Source organism: Pontibacillus salicampi, assembly GCF_042434395.1.
Classification (GTDB): domain Bacteria; phylum Bacillota; class Bacilli; order Bacillales; family BH030062; genus Pontibacillus; species Pontibacillus salicampi.
The window spans coordinates 509,424-534,330 of sequence record NZ_JBHLTP010000003.1 but is presented as its reverse complement, the minus strand read 5'-3'; the positions used below and the strand labels follow the sequence as shown (position 1 = coordinate 534,330).

General features: G+C 39.9%; 28 protein-coding genes. 16 read left to right on the top strand and 12 right to left on the bottom strand.

What is annotated here, in order from left to right:
• Positions 1-5 precede the first annotated feature (5 nt).
• Entirely contained in the window at positions 6-1,082 is a 1,077-nt protein-coding gene (locus tag ACFFGV_RS04150) for an NAD(P)H-dependent flavin oxidoreductase (RefSeq protein WP_377345315.1), read from the bottom strand.
• A 60-nt stretch (positions 1,083-1,142) separates the two neighbouring features.
• Entirely contained in the window at positions 1,143-1,613 is a 471-nt protein-coding gene (locus ACFFGV_RS04145) for a hypothetical protein (RefSeq protein WP_377345314.1), read from the bottom strand.
• A gap of 324 nt (positions 1,614-1,937) precedes the next feature.
• Between ACFFGV_RS04145 and ACFFGV_RS04140 the strand changes: the two genes are divergently transcribed.
• Positions 1,938-2,243: a hypothetical protein gene (locus tag ACFFGV_RS04140; RefSeq protein WP_377345313.1), complete on the top strand. Its 306-nt coding sequence runs from the start codon at positions 1,938-1,940 to the stop codon at positions 2,241-2,243.
• A 252-nt stretch (positions 2,244-2,495) separates the two neighbouring features.
• On the opposite strand, the gene ACFFGV_RS04135 is transcribed toward ACFFGV_RS04140, so the two are convergent.
• Together ACFFGV_RS04135 and ACFFGV_RS04130 are read right to left on the bottom strand one after the other, a co-directional pair.
• Entirely contained in the window at positions 2,496-4,046 is a 1,551-nt protein-coding gene (locus tag ACFFGV_RS04135) for a bifunctional metallophosphatase/5'-nucleotidase (protein ID WP_377345312.1), read from the bottom strand.
• Positions 4,047-4,208: 162 nt separating this feature from the next.
• A complete protein-coding gene (locus tag ACFFGV_RS04130) occupies positions 4,209-4,436 on the bottom strand; it encodes a VOC family protein (protein WP_377345311.1) in 228 nt (75 codons plus the stop codon).
• On the opposite strand from ACFFGV_RS04130, the gene ACFFGV_RS04125 reads away from it, so the two are divergent.
• Positions 4,407-4,550 carry a VOC family protein gene (locus ACFFGV_RS04125; RefSeq protein WP_377345310.1) on the top strand — a complete coding sequence of 48 codons (144 nt, stop codon included), beginning with the start codon at positions 4,407-4,409 and terminating at the stop codon, positions 4,548-4,550. The genes ACFFGV_RS04130 and ACFFGV_RS04125 overlap by 30 nt on opposite strands.
• A gap of 515 nt (positions 4,551-5,065) precedes the next feature.
• On the opposite strand, the gene ACFFGV_RS04120 is transcribed toward ACFFGV_RS04125, so the two are convergent.
• The 6 genes from ACFFGV_RS04120 to ACFFGV_RS04095 form a co-directional block, all read right to left on the bottom strand.
• Positions 5,066-5,437 (bottom strand): VOC family protein, encoded by a 372-nt coding sequence (locus ACFFGV_RS04120; RefSeq protein ID WP_377345309.1) that lies wholly within the window; start codon positions 5,435-5,437, stop codon positions 5,066-5,068.
• Between the two features lie 21 nt (positions 5,438-5,458).
• Positions 5,459-6,361 (bottom strand): RluA family pseudouridine synthase, encoded by a 903-nt coding sequence (locus ACFFGV_RS04115; RefSeq protein WP_377345308.1) that lies wholly within the window; start codon positions 6,359-6,361, stop codon positions 5,459-5,461.
• Positions 6,362-6,434: 73 nt separating this feature from the next.
• Positions 6,435-7,496, bottom strand: a complete 1,062-nt coding sequence (locus ACFFGV_RS04110; protein ID WP_377345307.1) for a hypothetical protein — start codon at positions 7,494-7,496, stop codon at positions 6,435-6,437.
• Between the two features lie 21 nt (positions 7,497-7,517).
• Positions 7,518-8,219, bottom strand: a complete 702-nt coding sequence (locus tag ACFFGV_RS04105) for an SDR family oxidoreductase (RefSeq protein ID WP_377345306.1) — start codon at positions 8,217-8,219, stop codon at positions 7,518-7,520.
• A gap of 13 nt (positions 8,220-8,232) precedes the next feature.
• On the bottom strand, positions 8,233-8,667 hold the full coding sequence (locus tag ACFFGV_RS04100; RefSeq protein WP_377345305.1) for a VOC family protein: 435 nt from the start codon (positions 8,665-8,667) through the stop codon (positions 8,233-8,235).
• Entirely contained in the window at positions 8,664-9,041 is a 378-nt protein-coding gene (locus tag ACFFGV_RS04095) for a hypothetical protein (protein WP_377345304.1), read from the bottom strand. The genes ACFFGV_RS04100 and ACFFGV_RS04095 overlap by 4 nt, the downstream gene beginning before the upstream one ends.
• A gap of 241 nt (positions 9,042-9,282) precedes the next feature.
• Here ACFFGV_RS04095 and ACFFGV_RS04090 point away from each other — a divergent pair, with 241 nt between their 5' ends.
• The 9 genes from ACFFGV_RS04090 (at position 9,283) to ACFFGV_RS04050 (ending at position 18,860) form a co-directional block, all read left to right on the top strand.
• Entirely contained in the window at positions 9,283-9,993 is a 711-nt protein-coding gene (locus ACFFGV_RS04090) for a response regulator transcription factor (RefSeq protein WP_377345303.1), read from the top strand.
• The gene (locus ACFFGV_RS04085) at positions 9,990-10,976 is read left to right on the top strand and encodes a sensor histidine kinase (protein WP_377345302.1); all 987 of its coding nucleotides are present in this window, start codon (positions 9,990-9,992) and stop codon (positions 10,974-10,976) included. Before ACFFGV_RS04090 ends, ACFFGV_RS04085 begins: the two co-directional genes overlap by 4 nt.
• A 100-nt stretch (positions 10,977-11,076) precedes the next feature.
• Positions 11,077-11,844 (top strand): ABC transporter ATP-binding protein, encoded by a 768-nt coding sequence (locus ACFFGV_RS04080; RefSeq protein ID WP_377345857.1) that lies wholly within the window; start codon positions 11,077-11,079, stop codon positions 11,842-11,844.
• Positions 11,816-13,717 carry an FtsX-like permease family protein gene (locus tag ACFFGV_RS04075; protein WP_377345301.1) on the top strand — a complete coding sequence of 634 codons (1,902 nt, stop codon included), beginning with the start codon at positions 11,816-11,818 and terminating at the stop codon, positions 13,715-13,717. Before ACFFGV_RS04080 ends, ACFFGV_RS04075 begins: the two co-directional genes overlap by 29 nt.
• A gap of 298 nt (positions 13,718-14,015) precedes the next feature.
• A complete protein-coding gene (locus tag ACFFGV_RS04070; RefSeq protein ID WP_377345300.1) occupies positions 14,016-14,489 on the top strand; it encodes a YqxI family protein in 474 nt (157 codons plus the stop codon).
• A gap of 12 nt (positions 14,490-14,501) precedes the next feature.
• A complete protein-coding gene (locus tag ACFFGV_RS04065) occupies positions 14,502-14,828 on the top strand; it encodes a hypothetical protein (RefSeq protein ID WP_377345299.1) in 327 nt (108 codons plus the stop codon).
• A 293-nt stretch (positions 14,829-15,121) separates the two neighbouring features.
• Positions 15,122-15,343, top strand: coding sequence for a hypothetical protein (locus ACFFGV_RS04060; protein ID WP_377345298.1), 222 nt, complete (start codon positions 15,122-15,124; stop codon positions 15,341-15,343).
• Between the two features lie 110 nt (positions 15,344-15,453).
• Positions 15,454-16,449, top strand: coding sequence for a Gfo/Idh/MocA family protein (locus ACFFGV_RS04055; RefSeq protein ID WP_377345297.1), 996 nt, complete (start codon positions 15,454-15,456; stop codon positions 16,447-16,449).
• A gap of 386 nt (positions 16,450-16,835) precedes the next feature.
• Positions 16,836-18,860, top strand: a complete 2,025-nt coding sequence (locus ACFFGV_RS04050) for a penicillin-binding transpeptidase domain-containing protein (RefSeq protein WP_377345296.1) — start codon at positions 16,836-16,838, stop codon at positions 18,858-18,860.
• Between the two features lie 87 nt (positions 18,861-18,947).
• Here ACFFGV_RS04050 and ACFFGV_RS04045 read toward each other — a convergent pair whose 3' ends face one another.
• Both ACFFGV_RS04045 and ACFFGV_RS04040 read right to left on the bottom strand, forming a co-directional pair.
• Positions 18,948-19,361: a DUF1801 domain-containing protein gene (locus ACFFGV_RS04045; RefSeq protein ID WP_377345295.1), complete on the bottom strand. Its 414-nt coding sequence runs from the start codon at positions 19,359-19,361 to the stop codon at positions 18,948-18,950.
• A 111-nt stretch (positions 19,362-19,472) separates the two neighbouring features.
• Positions 19,473-20,153: a phosphatase PAP2 family protein gene (locus ACFFGV_RS04040; RefSeq protein WP_377345294.1), complete on the bottom strand. Its 681-nt coding sequence runs from the start codon at positions 20,151-20,153 to the stop codon at positions 19,473-19,475.
• 143 nt (positions 20,154-20,296) lie between these two features.
• Here ACFFGV_RS04040 and ACFFGV_RS04035 point away from each other — a divergent pair, with 143 nt between their 5' ends.
• From ACFFGV_RS04035 to ACFFGV_RS04015, 5 genes are all read left to right on the top strand, one after another.
• Positions 20,297-20,758: a hypothetical protein gene (locus tag ACFFGV_RS04035; RefSeq protein WP_377345856.1), complete on the top strand. Its 462-nt coding sequence runs from the start codon at positions 20,297-20,299 to the stop codon at positions 20,756-20,758.
• A gap of 377 nt (positions 20,759-21,135) precedes the next feature.
• Positions 21,136-21,855, top strand: a complete 720-nt coding sequence (gene pxpB / locus ACFFGV_RS04030) for a 5-oxoprolinase subunit PxpB (protein WP_377345293.1) — start codon at positions 21,136-21,138, stop codon at positions 21,853-21,855.
• Positions 21,852-22,859: a 5-oxoprolinase subunit C family protein gene (locus tag ACFFGV_RS04025; RefSeq protein ID WP_377345292.1), complete on the top strand. Its 1,008-nt coding sequence runs from the start codon at positions 21,852-21,854 to the stop codon at positions 22,857-22,859. The genes pxpB and ACFFGV_RS04025 overlap by 4 nt, the downstream gene beginning before the upstream one ends.
• An 11-nt stretch (positions 22,860-22,870) precedes the next feature.
• On the top strand, positions 22,871-23,638 hold the full coding sequence (locus ACFFGV_RS04020) for a LamB/YcsF family protein (protein ID WP_377345291.1): 768 nt from the start codon (positions 22,871-22,873) through the stop codon (positions 23,636-23,638).
• A gap of 24 nt (positions 23,639-23,662) precedes the next feature.
• A complete protein-coding gene (locus tag ACFFGV_RS04015; protein WP_377345290.1) occupies positions 23,663-24,853 on the top strand; it encodes an NRAMP family divalent metal transporter in 1,191 nt (396 codons plus the stop codon).
• Positions 24,854-24,907 lie beyond the last annotated feature (54 nt).

The following is a 24,907-nucleotide window of genomic DNA, read 5'->3' as shown; positions in this document are numbered from 1 at the left end:
CTAGTCTATGATTTAAATTGAAAGATTCTTTTCTCCACGTCTTGCACTATTTTTTCTATAATAGTATGCGCGGGTAAAATGGTACTCAATCTTGGAGACTGACCAGACCAGAGAGACATCCATTCAGGGTTATTCTCTTCTGCTGCTCGTTTTCGTATTTCTTTCGTTAGCGTATGCTGGATTGGATATGCAGGCAAATCATTTTCAAACGGTTGAAGATCCCGCATCAACTGGTTTTCTATGCCTCTAGCAGTTTTCCCTGTGATGGAAGAAGTCAACAATACTTGATCCTCATTAGCGCTGAGAATAGCAGACTTATGCCATACATTAGCTCCGCTTTCCGCACACGTAACAAACGCAGTTCCCATCTGTACCCCTTCTGCTCCAAGAGCTAGCGCTGCAAGCACGCCTCTTCCATCCATAATTCCTCCAGCAGCAATAATTGGTACATGGACTGCATCCACCATTTGAGGAACTAGGGACATTGTTCCAATACAAGCGTGAGAATCATCGCTGGTAAATGTCCCTCGGTGCCCTCCTGCTTCACTTCCCTGTGCCACAATGACATCTACACCAGCATCTTGATTCAATTGGGCCTCTCTTACAGTTGTTGCTGTGCCTACAACCGTAATATTACGTTGTTTCAACGCAGCAACCGCAGGTGCAGGAGGAATTCCAAATGTAAAGCTTACAACCGGAACTTCATAATGCAGCAGTATATTCATCTGTTCATCAAACAAGGCAGCACTTGGATTAGAATCACACTCTGGGAGTGTAATATCATATGCTTCCAGGTAATGAGCTAGAGCCCTATTGGCAGTATTCCGTTCCGCTTCACTTACTTTGGGATTAGACGGAATAAATATATTTACACCAAATGGTTTATCGGTTAAGGACTTTGTTTGATTAATGTATTTTTCTAGTTGAGCAGAGCTGAGGTACCCTGCTCCGATTGTACCGAGAGCACCTGCATTTGATACTGCTGCTACTAATTCCGGAGAAGTTACCCCTCCAGCCATACCAGCTTGAATAATTGGAAAATCTGTTCTTAGCATTTGCTTTACATGATTATTCGCCCACATGTAATGCCTCCCCTTTAGTATAAATGTTCATTTTTGTTTATTTATTCATATATGAATACCCTATATAATGTAGGCAATCGCAGACCATCCAGATAAACCTTCATCTAGTGGAATGTCTCTTCCATCGCTTTGTTTGGACCCTGCTGTCATTTCTTTATTAGAAGGTGAGTGCAGTTCGGACTGGAGTTGTATAAGTAAAGCATCCTGAGCATCATCCCTATTCTCTAGCAGAAGGTCAAAAGTTCCGGAAGTAGTATGATTTTTGACATGTGGGGAACTATGTATTTCCTTAGCTTTTCCAAGACGATGCACTTTCGCTTGAGCTGACGTTTCCTTTGGAATCCCATCACTGTAAATCTCGTTATAAAATGCTTCATTTACCTGTTTACAGGCAAAGAAGGAACTAGCTTCTTTCCACATACCGTCTATCCGGAAATCCTCATTTATCAACTCCCACTTGCTTTCCCACTCTTCACTAGAGTCGAACAGGTTTATTTCCATCCATTGGGAAGACTGCGAATCTGAATGCAAAAAAATGAAGGTGCCTTTCCAGATACTCTCTATAAAGACGGCATACCTCTTCTTGCATTTCTAGAAAAGCATCTTTATTATCCGGATTAATTTCGTATGAATAACAAATGGCAAACAATGTAACCCTCCCTTTACCAGTTTTGTACTATCATACCTTTTATTACGTATTTTGTGTGTGATTAGTTCCATTTTATAGAAATTTTCTATCTAATTGCTAGGCTTAACTGACAATGTTATACCTATCGTTTAATCGGTATTGTTTTTCTTTATGTGCTGGTCTATTTTAATAGGAATGGTTTGCTTAATTTTGCATGGAATTGCTTGTTGTTGATAATGCTGTATAGCGGCTTTATGTGGAAGACTTGGATTCGAGATGGTTTTTCAGGGATGGGTCATATCCGTTTAACAGGGAAAGGTATGGCCTGGAAAACGCTCGCTTTCCTGCTGCCCCAAACGACGTGGGGTAGTTCGGTTTTGCTACAGGATGTAGCGGTTTTAACCGAACCTCCTTACTTCGGCCAAGCCTCCTCGAAAAATGATGGAGTAAACTCCACCATTTTTCTGTGGGGTCTTGGCTCATCCATTTTTCAGCGGGAGTCTCCCATTTTCCAGGCCATACCTTTGCCGTAATAGGAGAACGGAACCGTCGTTTTCGCAATCAACTTATTGTATAAGAGAAATATTACCGTATTTATAAAAAAAGAAATTGTTTCCTATCATTGGTTACGTGTTAGCTTTCATCACTTGGCTTGGTTCAAGAAATAGTTTTTTCAGCATATTTGGTTTAACACTATATAATGACATAATAATCGGATATCTCTAAAACCATAAGCAATAAAAAGCGCAGGGAAGATAGCTCCCTGCGCTTCCTAAATCTATGATTTATCTGTTTTCTAAACCATTCTTCTTGACATAGTTAATGACTATATCCACTAGCTCAGGACCTTCACGTAATACATCGCCTGCTGCGAATTCTTTAAATCCGTCTCCTCCATTTGCTAAATAGTGCGTTACAGCTACTTCATAGTGCTTGGTAGGTTCAATAGCATGGTTTTGTTGATCCTTTAAATCGCTAACTTCTACTCCCTTTGCACTCTTCTTCCAGTCATATGTCATTCCAGAAAATTGTAATATATTCTCTTTCTCTCCACTCCATTGTGCCATCAAAACCGATTTGATTTCTTCCCCTGTCATAGAAAGAACAATACCGTTATGTTTGAAGGGTAAAACGGTATGAAAATCAATGGGGCGCACTGGTCCAGCTGATACATTTGTTCGAATGCCACCATGGTGAACAAAGCCAATATCTGCATCCATCTCTTCTTTTAACGAGCGTGAGATCAGCTGTGCAAGCGGCGATTCTCCATTTTTATTCGGCTTTTTGGCAATATTATGGTCCGTGTTCGCTATAACATCTTTATATTCGTATTTTAGTTGGTCGTCATATTTTTTTAACAGAAGCTCCGTTTGGTTATCAGGGGTCATCCCTTTATGATATGTATAAATGATATTTGATTCTATGTTCGTGATTTCTTGTGTTGTTGGATCTATCGTCAGATCTACTTTGGAAAATGCTTTTCCATATGAATAGGCTTGAACAATTAATTTTCCATCTACTTCTGTGTTAGCATACGTATGATTATGACCTGCGAACATTACATCGACTTCATCATCAATTTCAGAGGCCATATCGACAAATTCCCGCCCTGGGTTTTGGCCATTTTTATTTGATTTCGCAGCTACATGACCTAATACAACGATAGAGTTTATGTTCTTTTCCTTTAATTCTGCTACTGCTTTATTAATGGCTTTTACTTCGTCAGTAATTTCGACATTTTGAAGGTTTTCAGATAATACATAGTCTTTGGTATCCGTTGTTACAACACCGATAAAGCCAATTTTCACGCCATGTACCTCTTTAATAATATAAGGAGGGAGTAATGAAGAACCTGACTGTTTATCGATAACATTTGCGGTAGTATAGGGAGTCGTCGAACCTGTAAAGTACCCAGTATCTTCATGATAACCACCTTTAAGCATCCGCTGCATTTCCGGAACACCTTCATCAAACTCATGGTTACCAAGAGTGCCAACATCAAAGTCGACATAATTCATCCACTTTACGGCAGGTTCATCTTGGAATAAAGAAGAGATGGGAGGACTTCCTCCTATCATATCACCCGCATGTACTAGCAATGTGTTTGGGTTTTTCTGCTCGTATTCCTGCAAATAGGAAGTTAAATACGATATTCCCCCTACCTTTTCCCCTTTGTACGTTAGCGGGGTATTTAGTTGACCATGCAAATCATTTACACCAAGCAGTTGGACCTCCACGCTGTCTTTTGAATACAAACTTTCCGAAGCTAATACCACAATTGGAAATACAAGGATAATGAAAAAAAATAACGTCAATACCTTTTGCTTCTTCCACATATGAACACCCCTCCCTCATTACCTTCAACATAACAGGAGAAATTGAACATAGTCTTAAGCAATCATTAATATTTGTTAAACCTCATCATTATTTCTTCATAAAAAAGCACTCCATCATACGAAAAGAGCGCTTATACTAACATGTTTAGAAAGATGCGGGAACTAATAAGTAACGTTTAATTGCCATGAAACTCCGTACCGATCACTAACCCAGCCGAACCTCTTACTGAACCCATACTCTCCAACAAGCATCCATGCTGATCCACCATCCAGAAGCTGCTCATAAAGGTCATCTAATTCCTGGAGGCTGGTGCAGAAGGGTCTGTCAAATATGCTAATTTTCACATTAAAAGGCAGGAAATGATGTGTATCAACAGCCCAATCTCCCATGATTTTTCCTTTACGCCATCTTTCTCTTTTTATGTAACGTGTGACACAGAAAATCGGTCTGTTTCCAATCCTGTTTCTGCCTTAACTGTAGAATTAACAAATTTGTTCGTTTGATTACTAAAATAAGAAACCATCCATACAAACCCAAAAATAATAAGGCTTCCAAAAAAGAAAGTGTCAATGAAGCCCCAGCCCACTCCATTTGAAACACCCAACAGCACCATGCATTCTACCAATATAGTAGCTAACATAATAATGTCTTTTTTCACAAAAATCCCCTCCCAAGAGAAAGGTAACTATCAAAGTCTACGACGGGAATGATACAATGGATTCATAAATATGGAAATTAATCGGTGTGGAAAGGAGCCTGAACATGCATCTTTCTTATATTCCAGACTGGCTTCTATGGCTTGCTGGCCTTGTCTTTATTTGTTTTATCTTATTTGGAGAATGGTTTATTAATAAATAATTTTGAGGTGCTGTTACATATACAATAACAGTAAGTCGTAACTACTTATACATATGCTATTGCCATTACTTAACCCCACTTAAAGAATACTTCGTTTTATGTGAGAAGTGGCTAACAAACAAGCATATCGCTGGAATAGCGATATGCTTGTAACTTGTTCCTATCGATGCTGATCAATTAGTATAGCATTCCCATCTGGATCAACTACGGTAAAGCTTTCAGGTCCTTCTGTATTTTCGTCCGCTTCTGAAACCATCGTAACACCTAGCGACTTTAGATGTCTCTGCAGTTCGCGTACGTCCGTGAATGTATCAAGCTCTTGAGCATCCTTATCCCAGCCTGGATTAAAAGTAAGGATATTCTGTTCGAACATCCCTTGAAACAGACCAATCGTACTTTCACCATTTTTCATGATGAGCCAATTTTGGGTCATGTCGCCCCCGAATACTGTAAATCCGAGCTTTTCATAAAACGATTTGGACGCTGCTATATCCTTTACGGTTAAGCTAATGGAAAAGGCACCAAGGTTCATACGTTATCGCTCCTTCTATAGTTATGTCTTACTTCTATCATCAAATGCAGTAGGCATGTTAGACCGAAAGCTCACTAGCTTCCCGTTACCAGGGTGAGTAAACGTAATGGTCTTTGCATGCAATCCCAATCTGCCAATCGGATTACCTTTTGCCCCATACTTCTTGTCGCCAACAATAGGGTGTCCAACCTCTTGCATGTGTACCCGTATTTGGTTTTTACGACCTGTATCTAACTGGACCTCTAGGAGAGAGTAATGGGCATTGGCTTGTAATATTTTATAATGGGTTATAGCCTTTTTCCCTCCATTTGGCTTAGGGCTGGAATACATGAGGTGTGTTGCTGTTTCATTCAGCCAGGAAGTAATCGTCCCTGACTGCTTAGCCACTTTACCTTCCACTAAAGCTACGTAGGTTCTTTCTTGTACATTTTTCTTCCAATCGTCTTGAAGCTTTCGTTTCACATGCTCCGACCTCGCAAAAATCATTACACCTGAGGTGTCTTTATCTAACCGATGTACAATGAAAATTCTTTCTTTAGGATGCTGTTGCTTCACATATTGTGACAGCTGATGGTAGGCTGTCATCTGCTTTTCTTTGTGTGTAGCAATCGACAATAAACCCGTATCCTTTTCAATCACAATAATATCTTTATCTTCATGAATTATCGTTAGTCCCGTCAGCTTTGGTTGACTAACTCTTGCTTGATGAGAAACAGTAATGGTTGTCCCTTTGGCGAGGTGATAGTTATATTGAGTTACCACCTCTCCCTCAACCATTACTCTTCCTTGCGTTAAGATAGATTTTACTGCATTACGGCTACGCTTTGGATACAAGGTATGTAATAGCGGGAGTAATGTCGTTGTTTCGTGTACAGTAAATGTATCTGATGACTTACCTTTGCGTATGCTTTTATTCCTCTTCAATGCGGGGGTACCTCCAAGATGTATATTATCCTCTATGTACTTATTAAACCATAACCGGCTCTTTCTGGCGATGTTATTTGCGTGGAGATCTTCTACTTTCTATATCGTGATATAACCGTTCTGGATGATCAACAAGAAGCTGAACTTTCGTAACCTGTTTGCGGAATCCGTATATGTAAGAAACGGTAATCGCACTTTTAAGCTCTATTTCAATAGAAGGTGCTTCTTTAAAAAAATCAACTGGACGTGCATCAAATATATGTTTTCGCTCCTGGCTGGAGAGTGTTTTGGAGGATTGATAAAACTGGACCGATTTAATAGATGTAATCGGTATTGTTACAGATTTAACCATACCTACCTGCAGATGTATCTGCTCATTCGTAACCGTAAAGGGGACTAATCTGGTTACCTGTAATTCTGCCAATATAAAAAGCAGGGAATACATATGGATGATAATGACTACTATGGAGGCAGCTGGAATGATTTGATGAAGAAGGATATGGATTCCAATTGCTTCCACCACCAGTAGATGGATTAACAGGATATAAACAGCAGTGGGATTTGCTTTTTGATGATAGGTGTGTACCGAGACTTCGTCAGTAGATTGTTGCGGCTTCCTCCTCCAGGATGCAAGAGCATAATACAATATGGTTATTTCGTCTAACATGATGTCTATTATTTTAGAGGAAGAGAGATGGTGATGACATGCTAGTTTCACCCTCTCTGGAAAGCTTATAGACGCATCCGATTCCTTCCAATAGCTTGCTAAGACAGGAAGCTTCTTTAGGATGGTATAGAGAAAAGATAATTCTACTGCTATAAATGCTATCTCTCCTGAAATGATAATATAATGTACATATGGATAGGCAGCCAATGAGCCTTCGGGAACGATTAACATCCCAACCCCATATCCAGCTAGCACTACAATAGGCAAGTACCTTAAGGAATACTGTTTTCTGATAAGGAGAAGGAAGGTAACAACCGGGATAATGATAACGAAATCGATAATAGTTCCAATCACTACACCAGTAGGGAGCGGCTGAAAATACTCAACATGATAAACGGCTAGATTACTGCCAATAATAAGAGAAACTATTACACAAAACAAAGCTGCTCTAGATTTAGACAATACCATTTTGCGCTACCTCCTTCTTTTCTATGACAGTTCGTAGGCCACTTCGTCCTCTCCCCAAACGAGAACCTTGCCCGTTTCCTCTCCATTTATGTATCCCATGATTACATCTGCCATTTCCTCTGGAGATAAGGAAGAGGACAAGCTATGTTCTTGCCCACCCCTCTTTGGTAATTCACCAGTATAACCATTAGTACAAATTGTGTTGATTGTTATATCCCTTGCTGCTAAATATTCAGACATAGCACTCGTTAATCGTATCACTGCAGCATTACTCGCTGCATATTCAGGTGCATCATGAGCATTCGTTCCGACACCTGCTAGAGAGGAAATATTAATAATAGATCCACTATCTATCATCGATCGAATACAGGTTTGGATTCCTGCCATTACGCTCTTTATATGGAGATCAATTACCTTACTCCATTTAGCAAACTCTGATTCTGGATACAATTCTGACGGTACGGACTCCGCATTATTAATTAATATCGAGATGCCACCATAGTATTCAGCAATATTTTCTAATATAGTAGAATATATTTCGTAATCCGTTACATCCACCTGATAAAATCGGGCTTCACCAAATAGGTTTATTTTTTCTTCCGTTTCAGAACCGGCTTCTACCTTTTTATCTAGCAGAAATACACGATACCCCTCCTCAGCGAGCCGGAGTGCAATCTCTCTCCCTACTCCTTCACTTGCTCCTGTAATGATAGCATTCTCCATCCTAACCCCTCCTTCATAGTGTGAGCATAGCACCTCTGTCATCAAAGGTTGCAGTAGGATTATAGGTCACCTCCCATACATGTAATTCCGGATCAGCAAAATAAAAGGAACGTCCCCCATTATCCCCAGAAGCAGGCAACTGAAGAATATCTCCCCCAATAGCTTGTAAATGATGGAATATGCCATCTACCTCACTTGCTTCCTGTACATTAATGGATATACTGATAGGTTTATATTCTCCCGTATTCTTTCTAACCGTTAAGCCAACGTCTTTTTCCCAATCCTCGATTGGATACAACGTCAGCATGACGCCAGCAGTCGTGTACACGGCATAATAATCTGAACTAAAATCTGTTTCCCTCCAACCCAATTGTTGATAAAAGGTTCTTAACGCTGCTACATTTCTAGCAGCTAATGTAATGAGCGACACTCGTTCCGGTACTATCACGCCATTTCCTCCTCTTCCTTGTTAAGAAATCCCCTTCCCCAAAAGGTTATTCCAGCTGATAGTCCTAATGGCACAGCTAAATCGGACCAGGTGATAGCTGCAGAACCTGACAGCTTTCCTATAACAATAGCAATAGACATACAAACAAACGTTGAGGTGAATCGTTTAATAAGCTTCCATCTTTCTGCTCTATGTATTTTTTTCCAATGAGAGATAGATTGTATCAGTCCATATATCGTAATACCAGTAAGATTTACAAGAAATACCACTACAATCCAGAGCGTTATCGGTCTTTCAGGCATTCGGTATAGGCTAAAGAATGTAGTCAACGTAAAAAGAATAATGGCTATACAAAATATTACTCGTCTGTTCATAAAGTTCTTCTCCTTCTTCCTACAACACTTAATCACGCACTCCTGCATGGTATCCCCATGATGGCAGAGCATTTCCTCTCATTACTCTTACTCATTCTATATAACCAGCCTCTATCCCTTCCTTGTTTTCATATTACACTCACTTATACTACCCGATGAGATTGTTTTAGGAAAATGATGCTTGCCTTCCATTTTACAAAAAACTACAATATCAATGACTACATTCGAAGGAGTTTTAGGATTGTACACCATTTGGATAGTTGAGGATGATATTAAGATTGCAGAACTGCTAAAGGCACATATATCGAAATATGGGTATCAGGTAGGAGTAGTGAGAGATTGGAATAATTTAATGGAGGAGTTTGTTGAACAACAGCCCCACCTCGTATTAATGGATGTAAATTTACCACAATTTGATGGCTTCTATTGGTGCAGAAAAATACGTTCCATTTCTAATTGTCCTATTATCTTTCTATCAGCTCGTGATGGGGATATGGATCAGGTGATGGCATTAGAATATGGGGGAGATGACTATATAACCAAACCGTTTGCCTATGAGGTCGCTATGGCAAAAATTAAAAGTCAACTGCGTCGAGTTTATGGGGAATACTCCCAGCTTAATTCAAATGAAAGAACCATAGTAGTCGAACAACTTAAGTTATTGCCAGAACGTCTGCTTCTTCAAATGAATAACCAAGAGGTCTCCCTCTCCAAAAAGGAAGCTGATTTATTACAGCTCTTAATGACTCACTACCCTAAGGTTGTCAGCAGAACGACTTTGCTAGAAGCATTATGGGATGACGAACTGTTTGTCGATGAAAATACACTCAGTGTGAATATAACAAGGACAAGGAAGAAGCTCGAGGAATTAAATATAAGCCATGCTATAGAAACTGTACGTGGGGAAGGCTACAAACTGAAGGCCACCTGGAACAAAGGGGATGCGATATGAAACTGTTTCTACGCGAGCAATTACCGTTGTTGATCATGGTTCCCATTCAATTGTTACTCACACTTCTCATCTATTCATTAGCAGGTTTTCACGATTGGATGCTCGGAACTTACGCGATATTTATTGGACTAATTGTGTTATCTGCCTATTTAGTTTACACATATAGTACTCACAAGGAGTATTATCGCCGGTTATCCACTCCTGTTACATCTCTGGATGAGTCTACCCAATCCCATGGCCAACACCCCGTACCCCAAGCATTTGATCATCGGTTTTTAGAACAATACAATTTGTATCAGCAGGAAATGGCTGCATTCAGATCCAAGCAGGAACGCCATTTAACTTTTATTAATCAGTGGGTCCATCAAACGAAAACGCCCTTATCCGTTATTGAATTGTTACTGCAGGACGATGGAGAGCTGAAAAAAGAAAGTATGCAGGAAGAACTGGATAAATTGAAACAAGGACTCACAACCGCTCTCTATCTTGCAAGACTTCAATCCTTTCGTCATGACTTTCAAGTAGAACGGGTTTCTCTCTGCTCAATGGTGAGAGAAGTCATACAGGACAATAAGCGCTTCTTTCTTCAGAATGACATATATCCTGATATGCATATCAAAAACGATGTAGATATATTTACCGATAAAAAATGGTTTACCTTCACTCTTTCTCAAGTCGTTATCAATGCTATTAAGTATTCAAACAACCCTCACCAGAGAGTAACGATACGTACCTTACATAAAGATACATATATTGAACTACAAGTGATAGACCGTGGGGTTGGGATTCCGCTTCAGGATATAAATCGTGTTTTCGAGCCTTTTTATACAGGGGAGAATGGGAGACATTACACGGAATCTACAGGGATGGGGCTGTATCTTGTAAAGGAAGTAATAGAAAGCCTAGATCACAAGTGCTATATCGAATCTCAGCCAGGAAAGGGTACAACATTCTCATTTGTCATCTACCACTGGGAACAGTAGCTTACAACATTGTAAGGAACTTGAAAGATAGTTCGATAGTAGAAACCTCCTAACCGATGTACACTACCATTAACATCAAAAAAGGAGTTATGTTATGGAAATGCTAACGATCAATCAATTAGGAAAGATATATGGAGGAAGAATTCCATATAAAGCATTAGAGAACATTGAAATGAAGATAGACCAAGGAGAATTTGTCGGCATTATGGGCCCGTCCGGCAGCGGAAAAACAACGCTTTTAAATCTCATCTCCACTATTGATCGCCCATCCTCAGGAGAAGTATTAATCGAAGGAAAGAATCCATATACGCTAAAACAGAAAGAACTGGCCAAATTCAGAAGACAAGAGCTCGGCTTTGTGTTTCAAGACTTTAACTTGCTAGATACGTTAACAGTAGAAGAGAATATTGTACTTCCCCTTACACTCGAGGGTAAACCTTTAAAGGAAATGGAAGAGAAAGTAAATGATGTAGCTCAAAAGCTCGGGATAGAGTCCATTCTAAGGAAGCGAACGTATGAAATCTCCGGTGGTCAATCGCAAAGGGCCTCTATCGCAAGAGCTATCATTCATAATCCGAAACTGCTGCTGGCTGATGAACCGACAGGGAATCTTGATTCCAAATCCTCTAAAGCAGTTATGGAGACAATGGAATATATTAATCAATCTGAAAAAACGACCATGATGCTTGTAACACATGATCCACTTGCAGCCAGTTACTGTAATCGGGTAATCTTCATTAAAGACGGTGCTCTCTATAACGAAATCCATCAGACTAGTAATCGGCAGGATTTCTTCCAGAATATTATTGATGTCCTGTCCATGTTAGGAGGGAATGCACATGACCTTTCGTCAGTTCGCATTCCATAACGTATTTCGTAATAAGCGTATATACGCCGCTTATTTTCTTAGCAGTGTATTCTCTGTACTGATGTTTTTTGCATATGCAGTCTTTGCCTTTCACCCTGGTCTTGATGACGTTGCTATCGGTTCCGCTGTTTCTAGAGGGCTTCATGTGGCAGAAGGTATCATTTTCGCCTATTCTTTCTTCTTTGTTTTATTTAGTATGAGTTCCTTTTTAAAATCAAGAAAGAAGGAACTTGGTCTACTTGTCTTACACGGAATGACCAACGGGCAGATGAGAAGAATGATCTTTCTTGAAAACCTTATTATCGGGTTAACATCTATCTTTACAGGCATTGGTATCGGCCTTATTTTCACGAAACTAATGCTGCTTCTTGCAGAACAGCTGCTAGGACTAGATGGGCTTCTGAACTTTTATATCCCAACAGAAGCATTATTGCTAACCTTCGGAAGTTTTTTACTTCTATTCATGTTTATATCCTTTTTTACGGTTTCTGTATTAAGAGGAAATGAGTTAATCACCCTCATTAAGGGAAACAAAATGCCTAAAACCGAGCCAAAAGTATCTAAAACACTTGCTATATTATCTGCACTACTCTTAACGGCAGGTTACACAATAGCACTTTCAGCGAGGGGTGTACAGGTTAGCTTTGCATTAGTACCAGTAACGCTTCTCGTCATAGCGGGAACCTATTTCTTTTTTACGCAGCTTAGTATGTTTATAATTAACCAAATGAAAAAATACCGAAGCTTGATTTGGAAAAATACAAACCTGTTGTTGTTTTCAGACCTTGCCTATAGAGTCAAAGATAATGCCCGCACCTTTTTTCTCGTGTCTATCATTTCTACCGTTGCTTTTTCGGCCATTGGTACATTAGTAGGCTTTAAATCTATGTTAGAAAATAGCATAAAAGAAGAGAACCCCTTCCCTTTTGTATATAGTGCAATGGATGACTTTGAAAAAAGAACACAGCAACAAAAGCTAATTGAGACCACTCTTTCAGAAGACAATATTTCATATGACAAAATCAGCATTACTGCACTCGTTCAAACAACCAATACTCCTGACGACTCCATTAAACTAGTGAAGCAGTCAGAGTACAATAAGATGACCGAAGCAGCTGGATATAAGCCTGTCACCATATCAGCTAACCATGCGATACGCGTCCACCATAAAATGATCGGTAAACCTATTACTCCTGATATAAATAATAGCGATGGAACAATCCAGCTAAAGGAAGCTGGGATGGAGATAAACCCTGTAAAAGCGATAACAGCAAGTGGATACCCCATTTATTCTCCTTATTATGTCGTATCCGATTCCTTCTACCATAGTATAAATAAATCTAAAGGGAAGCAGATAGTTTCCATCTATGATACAACAGACCTTTCTGCTGCTACGCAAGCAGGTGAGGTGTTAAGTCATAAGCTTCCTCAATCGAACTTTGGGGGAGATTATCGATTCTTTGCCCGTCAATTTCAAATTGAAAAGCTGAATCAAGGTTATGGGGCTATTCTATTTGTAGGGTTATTTATCGGGGTTATTTTCTTCGTAGGAGCTGGGAGCTTTTTATACTTTAGACTATACAATGATCTGGAGGAAGACAAACGCAAGTTCAAGGCAATCTCTAAAATTGGATTATCTGAACAAGAGCTATCCCGCGTCTTAACTATTCAAATAGCTCTCCTGTTCTTTGTTCCAATAATTGTAGCAATTATTCACGGTGCTGTTGCCCTAACAGCTCTCCAGCACATGTTTCATTACTCCCTAGTAACAGAGTCAGTACTCGTATTAGGCGCATTCTTTGTCATTCAGCTACTCTACTTCTTGTTTATTAGAGCGTCCTATATTAAAAAGGTTAAAGATGCTGTACTTTAATGTATTTCTTACAAAGGCTTAACTCCGAAATTTGTGTGAATAGATTATATTTCAGAGTAAAGCCCTCAGGAAACAAACATAGCTTTAAAAATGCTTACTCTCCTGTTGCCCCACACGACATGGGGCAATAGGAAAGCAACGCTATTGCGCCCTCTCCTTTCTTTCCTTTTTACTAGTCCATCATAACGCTTCTATCTATTATTTCATTAGGAATATAAGTCCATTATCACAAGAATGAACGGCCATCCTCGTGCTACATTTAATATTAATAACAAAATTGGATAAGGAGTGACACGCATTGAAAAGATTGCGATTGATTGCCACCATAGTCTTAGTCGTATTAATAGCTGTAGGACCATACCCTGTCAAAGGGGCTGCAGCATCTTCCACGCATGCTGACCAAATAATAGACAAGCCTCAACAGCTCACAGACCAACCTCCCGAGGGAAAAATCACTACACAAGGTGTAAAATCAAAGGCAGTGGTCAAGGTGGCAACATTACTAAGAGCGGGTGGAGACGAGGTAATATATGCAGCGAAACGATTTCATATCATAGATAGCAGCACTGCCAGAACTTTTAAGCACAACAGTAAAAAGATAGGAGATTGGCTGACGAAATTCGAAAACGCTGGTAAAAAAGCAGCCGGTGATGTTCGTAAGCAACTCCCTATATACTTGAAAGAAAACACTAAAATGAGTAACAGTACAGCTGAAAACATATCCGTTGCGGTTAGTTGGGCCATAAGAGGTGCTGACATACTTTTTCTTTAGGAGTGTAGCCACATGAAAGGACCAACAATCACAGAATGGCTGAGATGCAATCAACTTTCCGAGAAGGACATCTCATTTATTGAGGCGTTTCTTACCTTTTCGTCTATGGTAAGACAATCAACGGTCGGAGAAGATAAGGTTAATGATACACTTCATAGCCAGTTCTCCCATTATCAAGCTGACATAAAAAAAAGCATAACGCTAGATCAATTTAAGTCTATATTAATTAATAACAGTATTGATATAGATGCAGAACAACTTTTAATCCGGTACAAAAACCAAGGTATATGCAAAGATTTCTGCAAATATCTTCTTCGGCAAAAGGACCTTTATAAGTAGACTTTTCTTTCGCTTGTTGCATATTTTTCTGTATAGCCCCCTTATTTTACGAGAATGTAAGATAAGGGGTTGCTACATTTCTAAGAGGAACATTTAGCCTCACCTATCACTCACCTCCCCTTTATCTCTCCTTAGTAGGATAAATCCGCATGGTGTTTCACCCATTTAATTTCCATTTTTTATATTGTAGATTTATAATAATAAAGTAACTTAAATTAACAAACTGATTGGGAACGTTCGTCTCTACTACGAAAAGATATTTTCGTAGCAACTAAATGTAAAGGGGGGATTGTATGGACTTGTTTAGCCTTACATGGACGTTAATGGTAGGTATTATTGCTGTTCCTATTGGATATTATGTAACGATGAAGGTCAACAAAAGACTAGGAATAGCAACAGCAGCAGGAATCCCTATTGGGTTTGGCATAACCTTTACAACATTGAATACTTTCTACGCTGCTCCAATTGCAGTACTCCTACTCATAATAATAATAGGCTTTCAAGAAGATAATTAATCATCATGGTTTCATACCATGAACTCACCCTAGACATATGTCCTTTTCCATCCCATTGGAAACGTGCTATCTTATAGGAAGCTTTGACTACATAACAAAAGGAGAAGACGATGAGACAACCAGCTATATGTATTATAGGAGCAGGATTTCACGCTACAACCAATATCTATCCTTCCTTATTAGAGGCAGGTGCTTGTATTCAAGCTATTGCTACAAGAGATGTGAATCGATCACAAGAAACGCTCCTCCGTTTCGGTAGCAAGGGTGTTGCGTATGACAATCACCTCACTATGCTACAAAGTGAACCTTGCGACGGGGTGATTGTCGTGGCTCAGCCTCAAGATCAAGCCCAATTAGTAATAGATTGTATCAATGCAGGAAAGCATGTATTTGTTGAAAAACCGCTTGGGATGAACAAGCAAGAGGCTCAAGCTATTGCCGATGCAGCTGATGAAGCAGGTGTATTGGTGATGGTAGGATTTATGAAACGGTATGCTCCAGTGTATGATTCGCTTCGCACTCTTATGGAAAAGGAAGAGCTTGGGACAGCTAAATCCTTTGAGGTTCGGTTTGCTGTAGACAGCACTCCATTTTGTGAAAATAATGAGCAATATTTACAATTTGCAGCTATACATATGATTGATCTCGTTCGGTATTTATTCGGCGAAGTGACGAACGTGAAAGGATTCCATAATAGTGAGGGAGCTCATATTTCTCAGTGTCTTACGGTACAGTGTTATAATGGTATAGTAGGCAGTCTCTATTTCTCTGGGATGACAGCCTGGTCAAGAGAAAGCGAAAAGGTTCAAGTTACGTTTAATAACGGGTTTGCTGAAAGCGAGGAACTGAACACCCTTCGTACACACCAATCTCAATCTTTCACAGATCTGCCGTGGAAGAGCTTAGAGGAAATGGATACCGTTTTCACTCCTTCAGCTTCTCCCATGTCAGGAACAATGAGGGATTTGTATTTGAGAGGTTTCGTTGGAGAGATGAAGCATTTTCTTGCTTGCTGTGAACAAAATAAAACTCCACTTTCCAATGCCAGGGATAATGTTCATACGATGGCACTATGTGAAGCTATTTTGAGAGAGTTAGAGTCATAACCTATGAGAAAGGCATTGTCATTTATTTGTGTACCGCTCTTATGAGGAAAACTTGAAATCGGGGTATTATGTTTTTTCTAAAAGGCGAGTAGAATGGTCAGATAGCTGTGCTTTCCCGATCACTCAACTCGCCTTTTTATCTTCATAATCGAGTATCTCGAATTCATTTCCCCCAGCATCTCTCCATCATGTTAATCAACAATGGTCTTCCTGACCTTCCTCTTCTTCTAACTTTTCTTCAGTCGAATATAATAGAAACGTAATAGAGCCTCATCTGATAAGCTAGTTGGTTTAGATAATTTCGGGTTTCGGAAATGTCTGATATGATAGAACCAATTATAAGGAATATATTTCTAATAAACAGATTAAAGAGAGGGGTTTCCTAATTGAAAAAAATAGCTATTTTATTCCTAGCTACCATAGCTGTACTGGTAATTGGATGTTCTAATAAGCCGCAGCCTGAAACAACCTTTACGAGTTACATACAAGCATGGGAAAAGAAGCAATATGGCGAGATGTATGAACATATTTCCAAGGAATCCAAGCAGGCAATCTCCAAGTCTGAATTCATCGAGAGATATGAATCAATTTATCAGGGTATCGAAATGAAAGGATTACAACTGTCATATACCCTGCCAGAAGAAGACATGTCATACAAAAAAGAGGATTCTCCTTCTTTTGACTACGAAGGTAGTATGGAAACGCTTGGAGGAAAGATTTCCTTTTCTCATGCTTCCTCCCTTGTGTATGAAGAAGGGGAAGATCAGGATAAGTGGTCAATCAGCTGGAGTCCAGATATGATTTTCCCCTCCATGGAAAAGGGTGACGTTGTCAAAGCAGAATCGGAAGCCCCTAACCGTGGGCAGCTATATGATAAAAACGGAAAAGGGTTAGCAGTAAATGGCGAAGTAGTAGAAGTTGGACTAGTCCCTCAATGGATGAAAGAGGATAAGGAAGAAGTTAAACAAACACTATCCAAGTTATTAAATATGTCTGTTGAGGATATCAATAGCAAATTGAATCAATCATGGGTAAAGGAAAATTCATTTGTTCCGCTCACCTCCATACCTAGAGACTCAGAGGAGCTTATTGAAAAAATCCGCCCTCTAAACGGTACAAAAATGCCCACTAAACCAGCTAGGGTGTATCCACAAGGGAAAGCTGCTGCTCATCTAACAGGCTATGTTGGTCCTATCACCGCTGAACAGTTAAAAGAATGGAAAGATAAAGGATACACCAAGAATTCTGTAGTTGGAAAAGCCGGATTGGAGCTATTATTAGAAGATAAGTTGAAGGGCTCTCCTGGGGGCAAAGTATATATTGAAACAAAAGAAGGAGAGCAGAAGAAAACTCTCGCAAAACAAAATCCCGTCAATGGAGAAGATGTGACATTAACAATTGACGCTTCTATCCAGAAAGCCATCTATAAGCAGATGGCCCAGGACGCAGGATCAGCAGCAGCTATTAATCCGATGACAGGTACGGTGGAGGCGTTAGTCAGCTCCCCAGCCTATGATCCTAATTCCTTTATTTTAGGCATGAATAATAACCAATACAATGCTTTAAAGAGTAATCCAAAGAAGCCATTAACAAACCGATTTCGACAAAGCTATGCCCCCGGCTCTACGTTCAAGCCGATTACAGCAGCGATTGGATTGGAATCGAATGCTATCTCTCCCTCTGAGGAGGTTTCTATCCATGGACGCTCCTTCTCTAAGGATGGGTGGGGAGATTATTCAGTCAATCGTGTAGAAAGCGCAAGCTCTGATAATGCTGTCAACCTAGCAGAAGCGCTGTATCGCTCTGATAATATTTATTTCGCCAAAGCTATTCTTTCAGTGGGAGAAAGCTCGTTTTTGAAAGGGGCAAAGCCATTTGGATTTGCAGAGGACATCCCCTTCCCATATACTATTACCTCGTCCCAAATTACCGGGGAGAATGGCTTCCAAAATGAAATTCAACTAGCCGACACCGGATATGGCCAAGGGGAAGTAGAAATGAGTACGCTGCACCTCGCCCTTTCCTACACTCCGTTCATCACAGAGGGGACATTATTGGAACCTGTATTATTGAAGAAGGACGAAACAAACAAGGCTTGGCATCAAAATGTCATAAGTAAGGATACCGCAGCTATCATTAAGCAAGGACTTACAGAGGTTGTGACTAACCCATCTGGAACAGCTTACAATCCACAGGTAGAGGGAATTTCCTTAGCTGGTAAAACGGGTACAGCAGAACTGAAAACGGAGCAAGGAGAGCAAGGGAAAGAAAATGGCTGGTTTGTAGCTTGGGATACCGGTTCCTCTGACTTACTCGTATCTATGATGATTGAGGATGTAAGAGAAAAGGGCGGCAGTCATTATACAGTGGAAAAAGTGAAGGAAGTATTTAAGGAAATTTCATCTAATTAATATAAGGAGGGCCAGTTCACCCATAACTGGCCCTTCCTTTTTCGTTGATAAAAGCAGGCTATGAAGAAAACATTTACCACATAAACCTTACTTGCTTTGGTTGGAAAAAGCGATGGAGCTTCTGATTAATTCCTTCAGCACTTCTTCATCGATATCAGCTAGCTTATTAACATATAGACATGATTTCCCTGTTGAATGTTTGCCTAGCTTCTCTAATAGTTCTTCTCGATTAGGATCTCCACTTTCTAGATAAAGGCTTATTTTAGCTTTTCTCGGGGAATATCCAACAAGCGGTGCATCACCTTCATGGCCTGACTCGTATTGATAATGGAAGCTCCCAAATCCAATTATACTAGGCCCCCACATTTTAGCCGGGTACCCACTAATATTAGTAAACATGTCTAACAAACGGTAGGCATCTTCCTTTTTCCGTTTACTTTCTACTGCTTCTATAAACTCAATTACACTATTATCGTTTTCCTTCGTTTTTAATTCGTACATAATTTCTCTCCCCCGTCTATAAGGTGTTACTATGTACTTCGAGATGCATACTTCATTTCCTTCCTTTCATCCAGAAAAAAGGCTGTTCTATATAGACATCCCCTACCATCCTCATTTTCTTTTTCTCCAAACTGTAATTTCTATTGCTATAATACACATAATTAACCATGATAACCCCAGTAGGAAGCCAGCAGCAATATCCGTTACATAATGAACTCCTAGATATACTCGACTTAAACCAATTAAAAGTATCAACACTGTTAACATGATATTTACTATCGTTTTCCAAATCCGATTCCATGGAGACAGGGAAACAAAGTAGATGAGAAACCCATATAACAGTAACGAACCTGTAGCATGTCCACTAGGAAAACTAAAGCCTGTTCCATCATATTGATCCAATACATCAGGCCTTTGTCTTTCAAATCCTACCTTGAGTAGTTTAGTCATTAAACTAATTCCAAGCATCCCAATGGCAAAATATATAACATTCCACATACTTTTGTTAGAAGAAAAGAGTAAGAACACGGCAATAATGACGGAAACAATCGTTAACCATAACACAGAACCGGCCTCCGTTATATAACGGAAGGCAGTATTAAGCCAAGGAGTTTGGAAGCTGTTTACTTGGTTCTGAACTACTTGGTCTATTGCGAATTTTTCCTCCTCTAACACGTCTTCTGCAAGCTCCCCAAACAAGTAAAAACCAAAACCGATAACGATAAAGCCTATTAACAATAAGCTGATAGAAAGCTTAGGTAATTCAGAAGGTCTAGCCTTGCGTAACTCCATATACATCCTCTCCTCTTACATTCTGAGCTGATGCAATTCTTTACCTTTCCTTGACAAGAATTAAACTATTTCTATCGTATTTGGAACGATACCCTTACAATGTTATAATGATGAAGCTAATGACATCACCAAACGGAGGACCTATGCTGACATTTGAAGAAAAGCAAAATATATTAGATACCTTTACAGAATTAACAAGAAGAGAAATTTCTCTGGGAAGAATTAATTATCATTTTGAGGATAGCGCTATAGATAAGAAGAATGTTGTCTATCACCTTCACCCAAACGGTAATGGCTTTGTTTTTGCTGAGCTAGTGGATGGGTATGAAACCGATGAACGAGGTATGGTCAATATTCGCGACTACTCAGAAGAACAACTAATTACAATCGTGCGTGCCTCTATCGATTCCTTATCTGTTGATCCGGAAGAAAAGGATTTCCTGGGGTTAGAAGAGGACTATATCAACCAAGAATACCAGGTATTAACGCTTGTATATGATTTCGGATTGTTTAACATTTATGCTGACGATATGCTAGATGCCTCCTTCCCAACCTATAACGAAGCAGTTGATTATCTGGACCAAGAAGGGTTTCAAAAGAAGTAAAATAACGTGGTCTGTTAGCTTGTAGCAGCAGTTCAGCAAGTTGAAGGAAACTCAAGAAGCTATTATGGATGGCAGCTCCCGTTCCTTAAAGGAATGGGAGCTTTGTTGTATAAGTCCGCTGTCAAATAGGCTTAAACGAATTTATAGTTTTAGAACATAAACAAGAGGAACAGCCTTCTCTATGCAGAAATACAAAGATTTCTCTATCCTCCCCCTCCTGCTATGAATAACATAGCAGGATTTTTTCATTAGTAATAAACTCTATCCAAACTTCCATCTCCTTACATTTGAAAAACAAAAAAAAGTAAGATAACATGAGAAAATAAACAATTTTCTTACAATAATATTTTAAATGCAATAAAATAGGAGGGATTGTCATGCAATTCCAATTATCACCACTTGGAGATCACGCAATTGTTATTGAATTAGGAGAAGAAATTAATCTGAATACTCATGAAAAAGTTAAACGGGTATCAGCTTACTTAAATCAAACCCCATTCAGTTGGATGACAGAATATATTCCAGCTTTTACTACTGTTACGGTGTTTTATGACCCCCTCGCGGTTATGGAATCTAGTAAGGAACCTATCTCCCTTCCCTACGAGGGCGTTTCTCGTAAACTGGAACAAGTATTGGGTACATTAGAAGTTTCTAGTTCTGGTGAAACAAGGACTGTTGAAATACCAGTTTGCTACGGAGGAGAGCTAGGACCAGATATTGCTGAGGTAGCTTTACACAATCAAGTTAGCGAAGAAGAGGTAATCCGTTATCATACCAATGGGGATTATCTTGTTTATATGATAGGATTTGCTCCAGGATTTCCCTACATAGGAGGAATGCCTGAGGAAATTGCTACTCCTAGAAAAGAATCTCCACGACTACACATTCCTGCTGGCTCTGTTGGGATTGCAGGGAAGCAAACCGGAGTCTATCCCATTGAAACTCCAGGTGGATGGCAACTAATTGGCAGAACTCCATTAGCCTTATTTGAACCTTCCGAGCAGTCCCCTACCTTATTACAAGCGGGGGATAAGATTAAATTCACTTCTATTTCCAAAGAGGAATACAATCAATACATAAAGGAGGCTTCGTTATGATTAAAGTACTAAAAACAGGTCTCCTAACCACCATTCAAGACAAAGGGCGTATCGGGTATCAGAAACAGGGGATCATTGCTAGCGGTGTAATGGACCCTATTGCTCAACGAATTACCAACCTTCTAGTCGGAAATAATGAATATGAAGCAGTATTGGAAATGACGTTAGCCGGCCCAAAGCTTGAGTTCCAATCTGATGCTCTCATTGCCATTAGTGGTGGTGATTTATCTCCCTCTATTAATGGAAAGGCTGTCAAGCAGTGGCGTCCTGTGTATGTTAAAGCAGGCAGTGTCCTCACTTTTGGACAAGCCAAAAAAGGTTGCCGAGCATACTTAGCTATTGCCGGGTCTATTGATGTGCCTATTGTTATGGGAAGTAAATCTACCTATTTAAGAGCTGGTATTGGAGGGTTTGAAGGGAGAGGATTACAAAGTGAAGATCTCCTTTCTACTGGCTCACCTTCAGATATTGCCCAAGAAAGGGTTGCTGAATTGGCGAAAGAGGCGAATGGGAACGCGTTTTTAGAAATGGACTGGTATGTTGCCTCCGATTTTGCCCCTAACTTTAATGAACAGCAAGAAGTTAGAGTGATAAAAGGGAGAGAATATGAATGGTTCTCGGCTAAAAGTAAGGAGGATTTCCTTACCTCTTCCTACACTATCAGTACACAATCAGATAGAATGGGGTATCGATTAGAAGGGACCTCCCTATACAGAGATAATGAAGCGTCGTTACTTTCCGAGGCGGTGGCATTTGGAACGATTCAAGTACCGTCTAATGGTCAACCTATTATTCTGCTCGCTGACCGACAAACCACTGGGGGTTATCCAAAAATTGCTCAAATTGCAAGTGTAGACTTACCCATAATCGGCCAAATAAAGCCAGGCTCTACGATTCGATTTACCGAGATATCATTGGATGAAGCGCAGGAACTCTATTTGCAAAGGGAAAAGAAAATACAAGAACTAATACAAGGAATACAGTTAAAAACGAAGTCACGTTAGGAGGAAGCAATATGCATAAGGTGGATATTAATTGTGATATGGGAGAAAGCTTTGGCACCTATACAAAGGGGCGAGATGAGGAAATAATGCCCTACATTACCTCTGCAAATATAGCATGCGGCTTCCATGCCGGTGATGCAGCAACTATGAGAAAAACAGTCCAATTAGCCTTGAAGCACAATGTTGGAATAGGTGCTCATCCAGGCTTAGATGATTTAGTAGGCTTTGGCAGAAGGCCGATGGATATTTCGCCTGAGGAGGCATACGATATCGTTCTCTATCAGATTGGAGCATTACAGGCCATCTCCCATGCAGAAGGAGGAAGCTTACAGCATGTAAAGCCTCACGGGGCTTTATATAATATGGCCGCTAAAGATCCATCCTTATCTAAAGCAATTGCTGATGCTGTTTACGATGTGGATCCCAGTTTAATTTTATTCGGACTTGCCGGACAGGAATTATACAATGCCGGGAAGGAACGTGGGCTCCGTACTGCTAGTGAGGTATTCTCCGACAGAACATACCAACACGATGGCTCCCTTACCTCCAGAAGAGAGGAGCATGCGTTGATAACTGATCAGGAAACATCTGTAAACCAAGTTATACGAATGATTAAGGATAACAAAGTCCACTCTTTGCAAGGTGTAGATGTCGATATTGAAGCAAACACTATTTGTATTCACGGCGACGGACTTCATGCTTTAGATTTTGCACGCTACATTCAGGCTGCATTACAGGAAGCAAACATAAATGTGCAACCAGTTAATCAATTTCTTTAATCACACAACCAAGGAGTGTAGCATATGGACAAACGAGCAAAACTGAGGTTATTATTAGGAGCTGCTTTTTTAATGGCAACATCTGCCATTGGACCTGGATTTCTAACCCAAACCACCTATTTCACAGAGCAGCTAGCAGCAAGCTTTGGCTTCGTTATCCTTATTTCCATCATCATCGATATAGGTGCACAATTAAATATATGGCGTATCATTTCCATTAGTGGTAAACCCGCTCAGGATATAGCCAATAACCTACTCCCCGGCCTTGGTTTTGTCTTATCCTTTTTAATTGTAGCTGGAGGCTTAGCATTTAATATCGGAAACATTGCTGGTGCAGGTCTTGGGACAAATGTGCTATTCGATATGTCTCCTAAAATGGGTGCCCTTTTCAGTGGTGTAGTAGCAATAGGAATATTCCTTGTCAAAGAAGCAAATCGACTAATGGACCGCTTTGCTCAAATATTAGGCTTTGTAATGATTGGTTTGACAGTATATGTAATGTTTACAGCCCAGCCGCCTATCGGAGAAGCAGCGGCTAGGACGGTCGCTCCAGACACGATTGATATCATGGCCATCATTACGCTAGTAGGTGGAACCGTTGGGGGCTATATAACCTTTGCTGGAGGGCATAGACTCCTAGATGCTGGTATTAAAGGAAAAGAGTCGTTAGGATACGTGAACAGAAGTGCTATTTCCGCCATAGGAATTGCTTCTATCATGCGCATATTCTTATTCCTGGCAGCACTAGGCGTTGTAGCACAAGGGATAACTCTAGATGAAGCTAACCCGCCTGCATCTGTTTTCCAAGCAGCTGCAGGGACCATTGGTTATAAAATTTTCGGGATTGTCATGTGGTCTGCTGCTGTCACTTCTGTTGTAGGAGCAGCTTATACTTCCGTTTCCTTTATTAAGACATTTAGTAAGACGATTGAAAAGCAGCAAAAATGGTTTATTGTTGGTTTTATTGCAGTATCCACTATCGTATTTGTATCTGTAGGAAAACCCGTCAGCATTCTTATATTAGTAGGTGCCTTGAATGGTCTTATCCTTCCATTAGCATTAGGCGTTATGCTAGTAGCAGCTTATCAATCCAGAATAGTTGGAGATTACAAACACCCGCTTTGGCTGACAATTTTTGGAGTAATTATCGTAATCGCGATGTCTTATATGGGTATTATTTCCATGATAAAAGAAATACCGAAATTATTCTCTTAATTATGTTGTTATATGTACCATTAAAGCCTGGAGCAGACTCCAGGCTTTGTTAAT

Bases quoted from the DNA above. Each gene is read 5' to 3' on its own strand.
- ACFFGV_RS04150 (WP_377345315.1), bottom strand. From the start codon at position 1,082: ATGTGGGCGAATAATCATGTAAAGCAAATGCTAAGAACAGATTTTCCA.
- ACFFGV_RS04135 (WP_377345312.1), bottom strand. From the start codon at position 4,046: ATGTGGAAGAAGCAAAAGGTATTGACGTTATTTTTTTTCATTATCCTT.
- ACFFGV_RS04125 (WP_377345310.1), top strand. From the start codon at position 4,407: ATGATGTGTATCAACAGCCCAATCTCCCATGATTTTTCCTTTACGCCA.
- ACFFGV_RS04130 (WP_377345311.1), bottom strand. From the start codon at position 4,436: ATGGGAGATTGGGCTGTTGATACACATCATTTCCTGCCTTTTAATGTG.
- ACFFGV_RS04120 (WP_377345309.1), bottom strand. From the start codon at position 5,437: ATGAACCTTGGTGCCTTTTCCATTAGCTTAACCGTAAAGGATATAGCA.
- ACFFGV_RS04110 (WP_377345307.1), bottom strand. From the start codon at position 7,496: ATGGTATTGTCTAAATCTAGAGCAGCTTTGTTTTGTGTAATAGTTTCT.
- ACFFGV_RS04105 (WP_377345306.1), bottom strand. From the start codon at position 8,219: ATGGAGAATGCTATCATTACAGGAGCAAGTGAAGGAGTAGGGAGAGAG.
- ACFFGV_RS04095 (WP_377345304.1), bottom strand. From the start codon at position 9,041: ATGAACAGACGAGTAATATTTTGTATAGCCATTATTCTTTTTACGTTG.
- ACFFGV_RS04085 (WP_377345302.1), top strand. From the start codon at position 9,990: ATGAAACTGTTTCTACGCGAGCAATTACCGTTGTTGATCATGGTTCCC.
- ACFFGV_RS04080 (WP_377345857.1), top strand. From the start codon at position 11,077: ATGCTAACGATCAATCAATTAGGAAAGATATATGGAGGAAGAATTCCA.
- ACFFGV_RS04075 (WP_377345301.1), top strand. From the start codon at position 11,816: ATGACCTTTCGTCAGTTCGCATTCCATAACGTATTTCGTAATAAGCGT.
- ACFFGV_RS04065 (WP_377345299.1), top strand. From the start codon at position 14,502: ATGAAAGGACCAACAATCACAGAATGGCTGAGATGCAATCAACTTTCC.
- ACFFGV_RS04060 (WP_377345298.1), top strand. From the start codon at position 15,122: ATGGACTTGTTTAGCCTTACATGGACGTTAATGGTAGGTATTATTGCT.
- ACFFGV_RS04055 (WP_377345297.1), top strand. From the start codon at position 15,454: ATGAGACAACCAGCTATATGTATTATAGGAGCAGGATTTCACGCTACA.
- ACFFGV_RS04045 (WP_377345295.1), bottom strand. From the start codon at position 19,361: ATGTACGAATTAAAAACGAAGGAAAACGATAATAGTGTAATTGAGTTT.
- ACFFGV_RS04040 (WP_377345294.1), bottom strand. From the start codon at position 20,153: ATGGAGTTACGCAAGGCTAGACCTTCTGAATTACCTAAGCTTTCTATC.
- ACFFGV_RS04035 (WP_377345856.1), top strand. From the start codon at position 20,297: ATGCTGACATTTGAAGAAAAGCAAAATATATTAGATACCTTTACAGAA.
- pxpB (WP_377345293.1), top strand. From the start codon at position 21,136: ATGCAATTCCAATTATCACCACTTGGAGATCACGCAATTGTTATTGAA.
- ACFFGV_RS04025 (WP_377345292.1), top strand. From the start codon at position 21,852: ATGATTAAAGTACTAAAAACAGGTCTCCTAACCACCATTCAAGACAAA.
- ACFFGV_RS04020 (WP_377345291.1), top strand. From the start codon at position 22,871: ATGCATAAGGTGGATATTAATTGTGATATGGGAGAAAGCTTTGGCACC.
- ACFFGV_RS04015 (WP_377345290.1), top strand. From the start codon at position 23,663: ATGGACAAACGAGCAAAACTGAGGTTATTATTAGGAGCTGCTTTTTTA.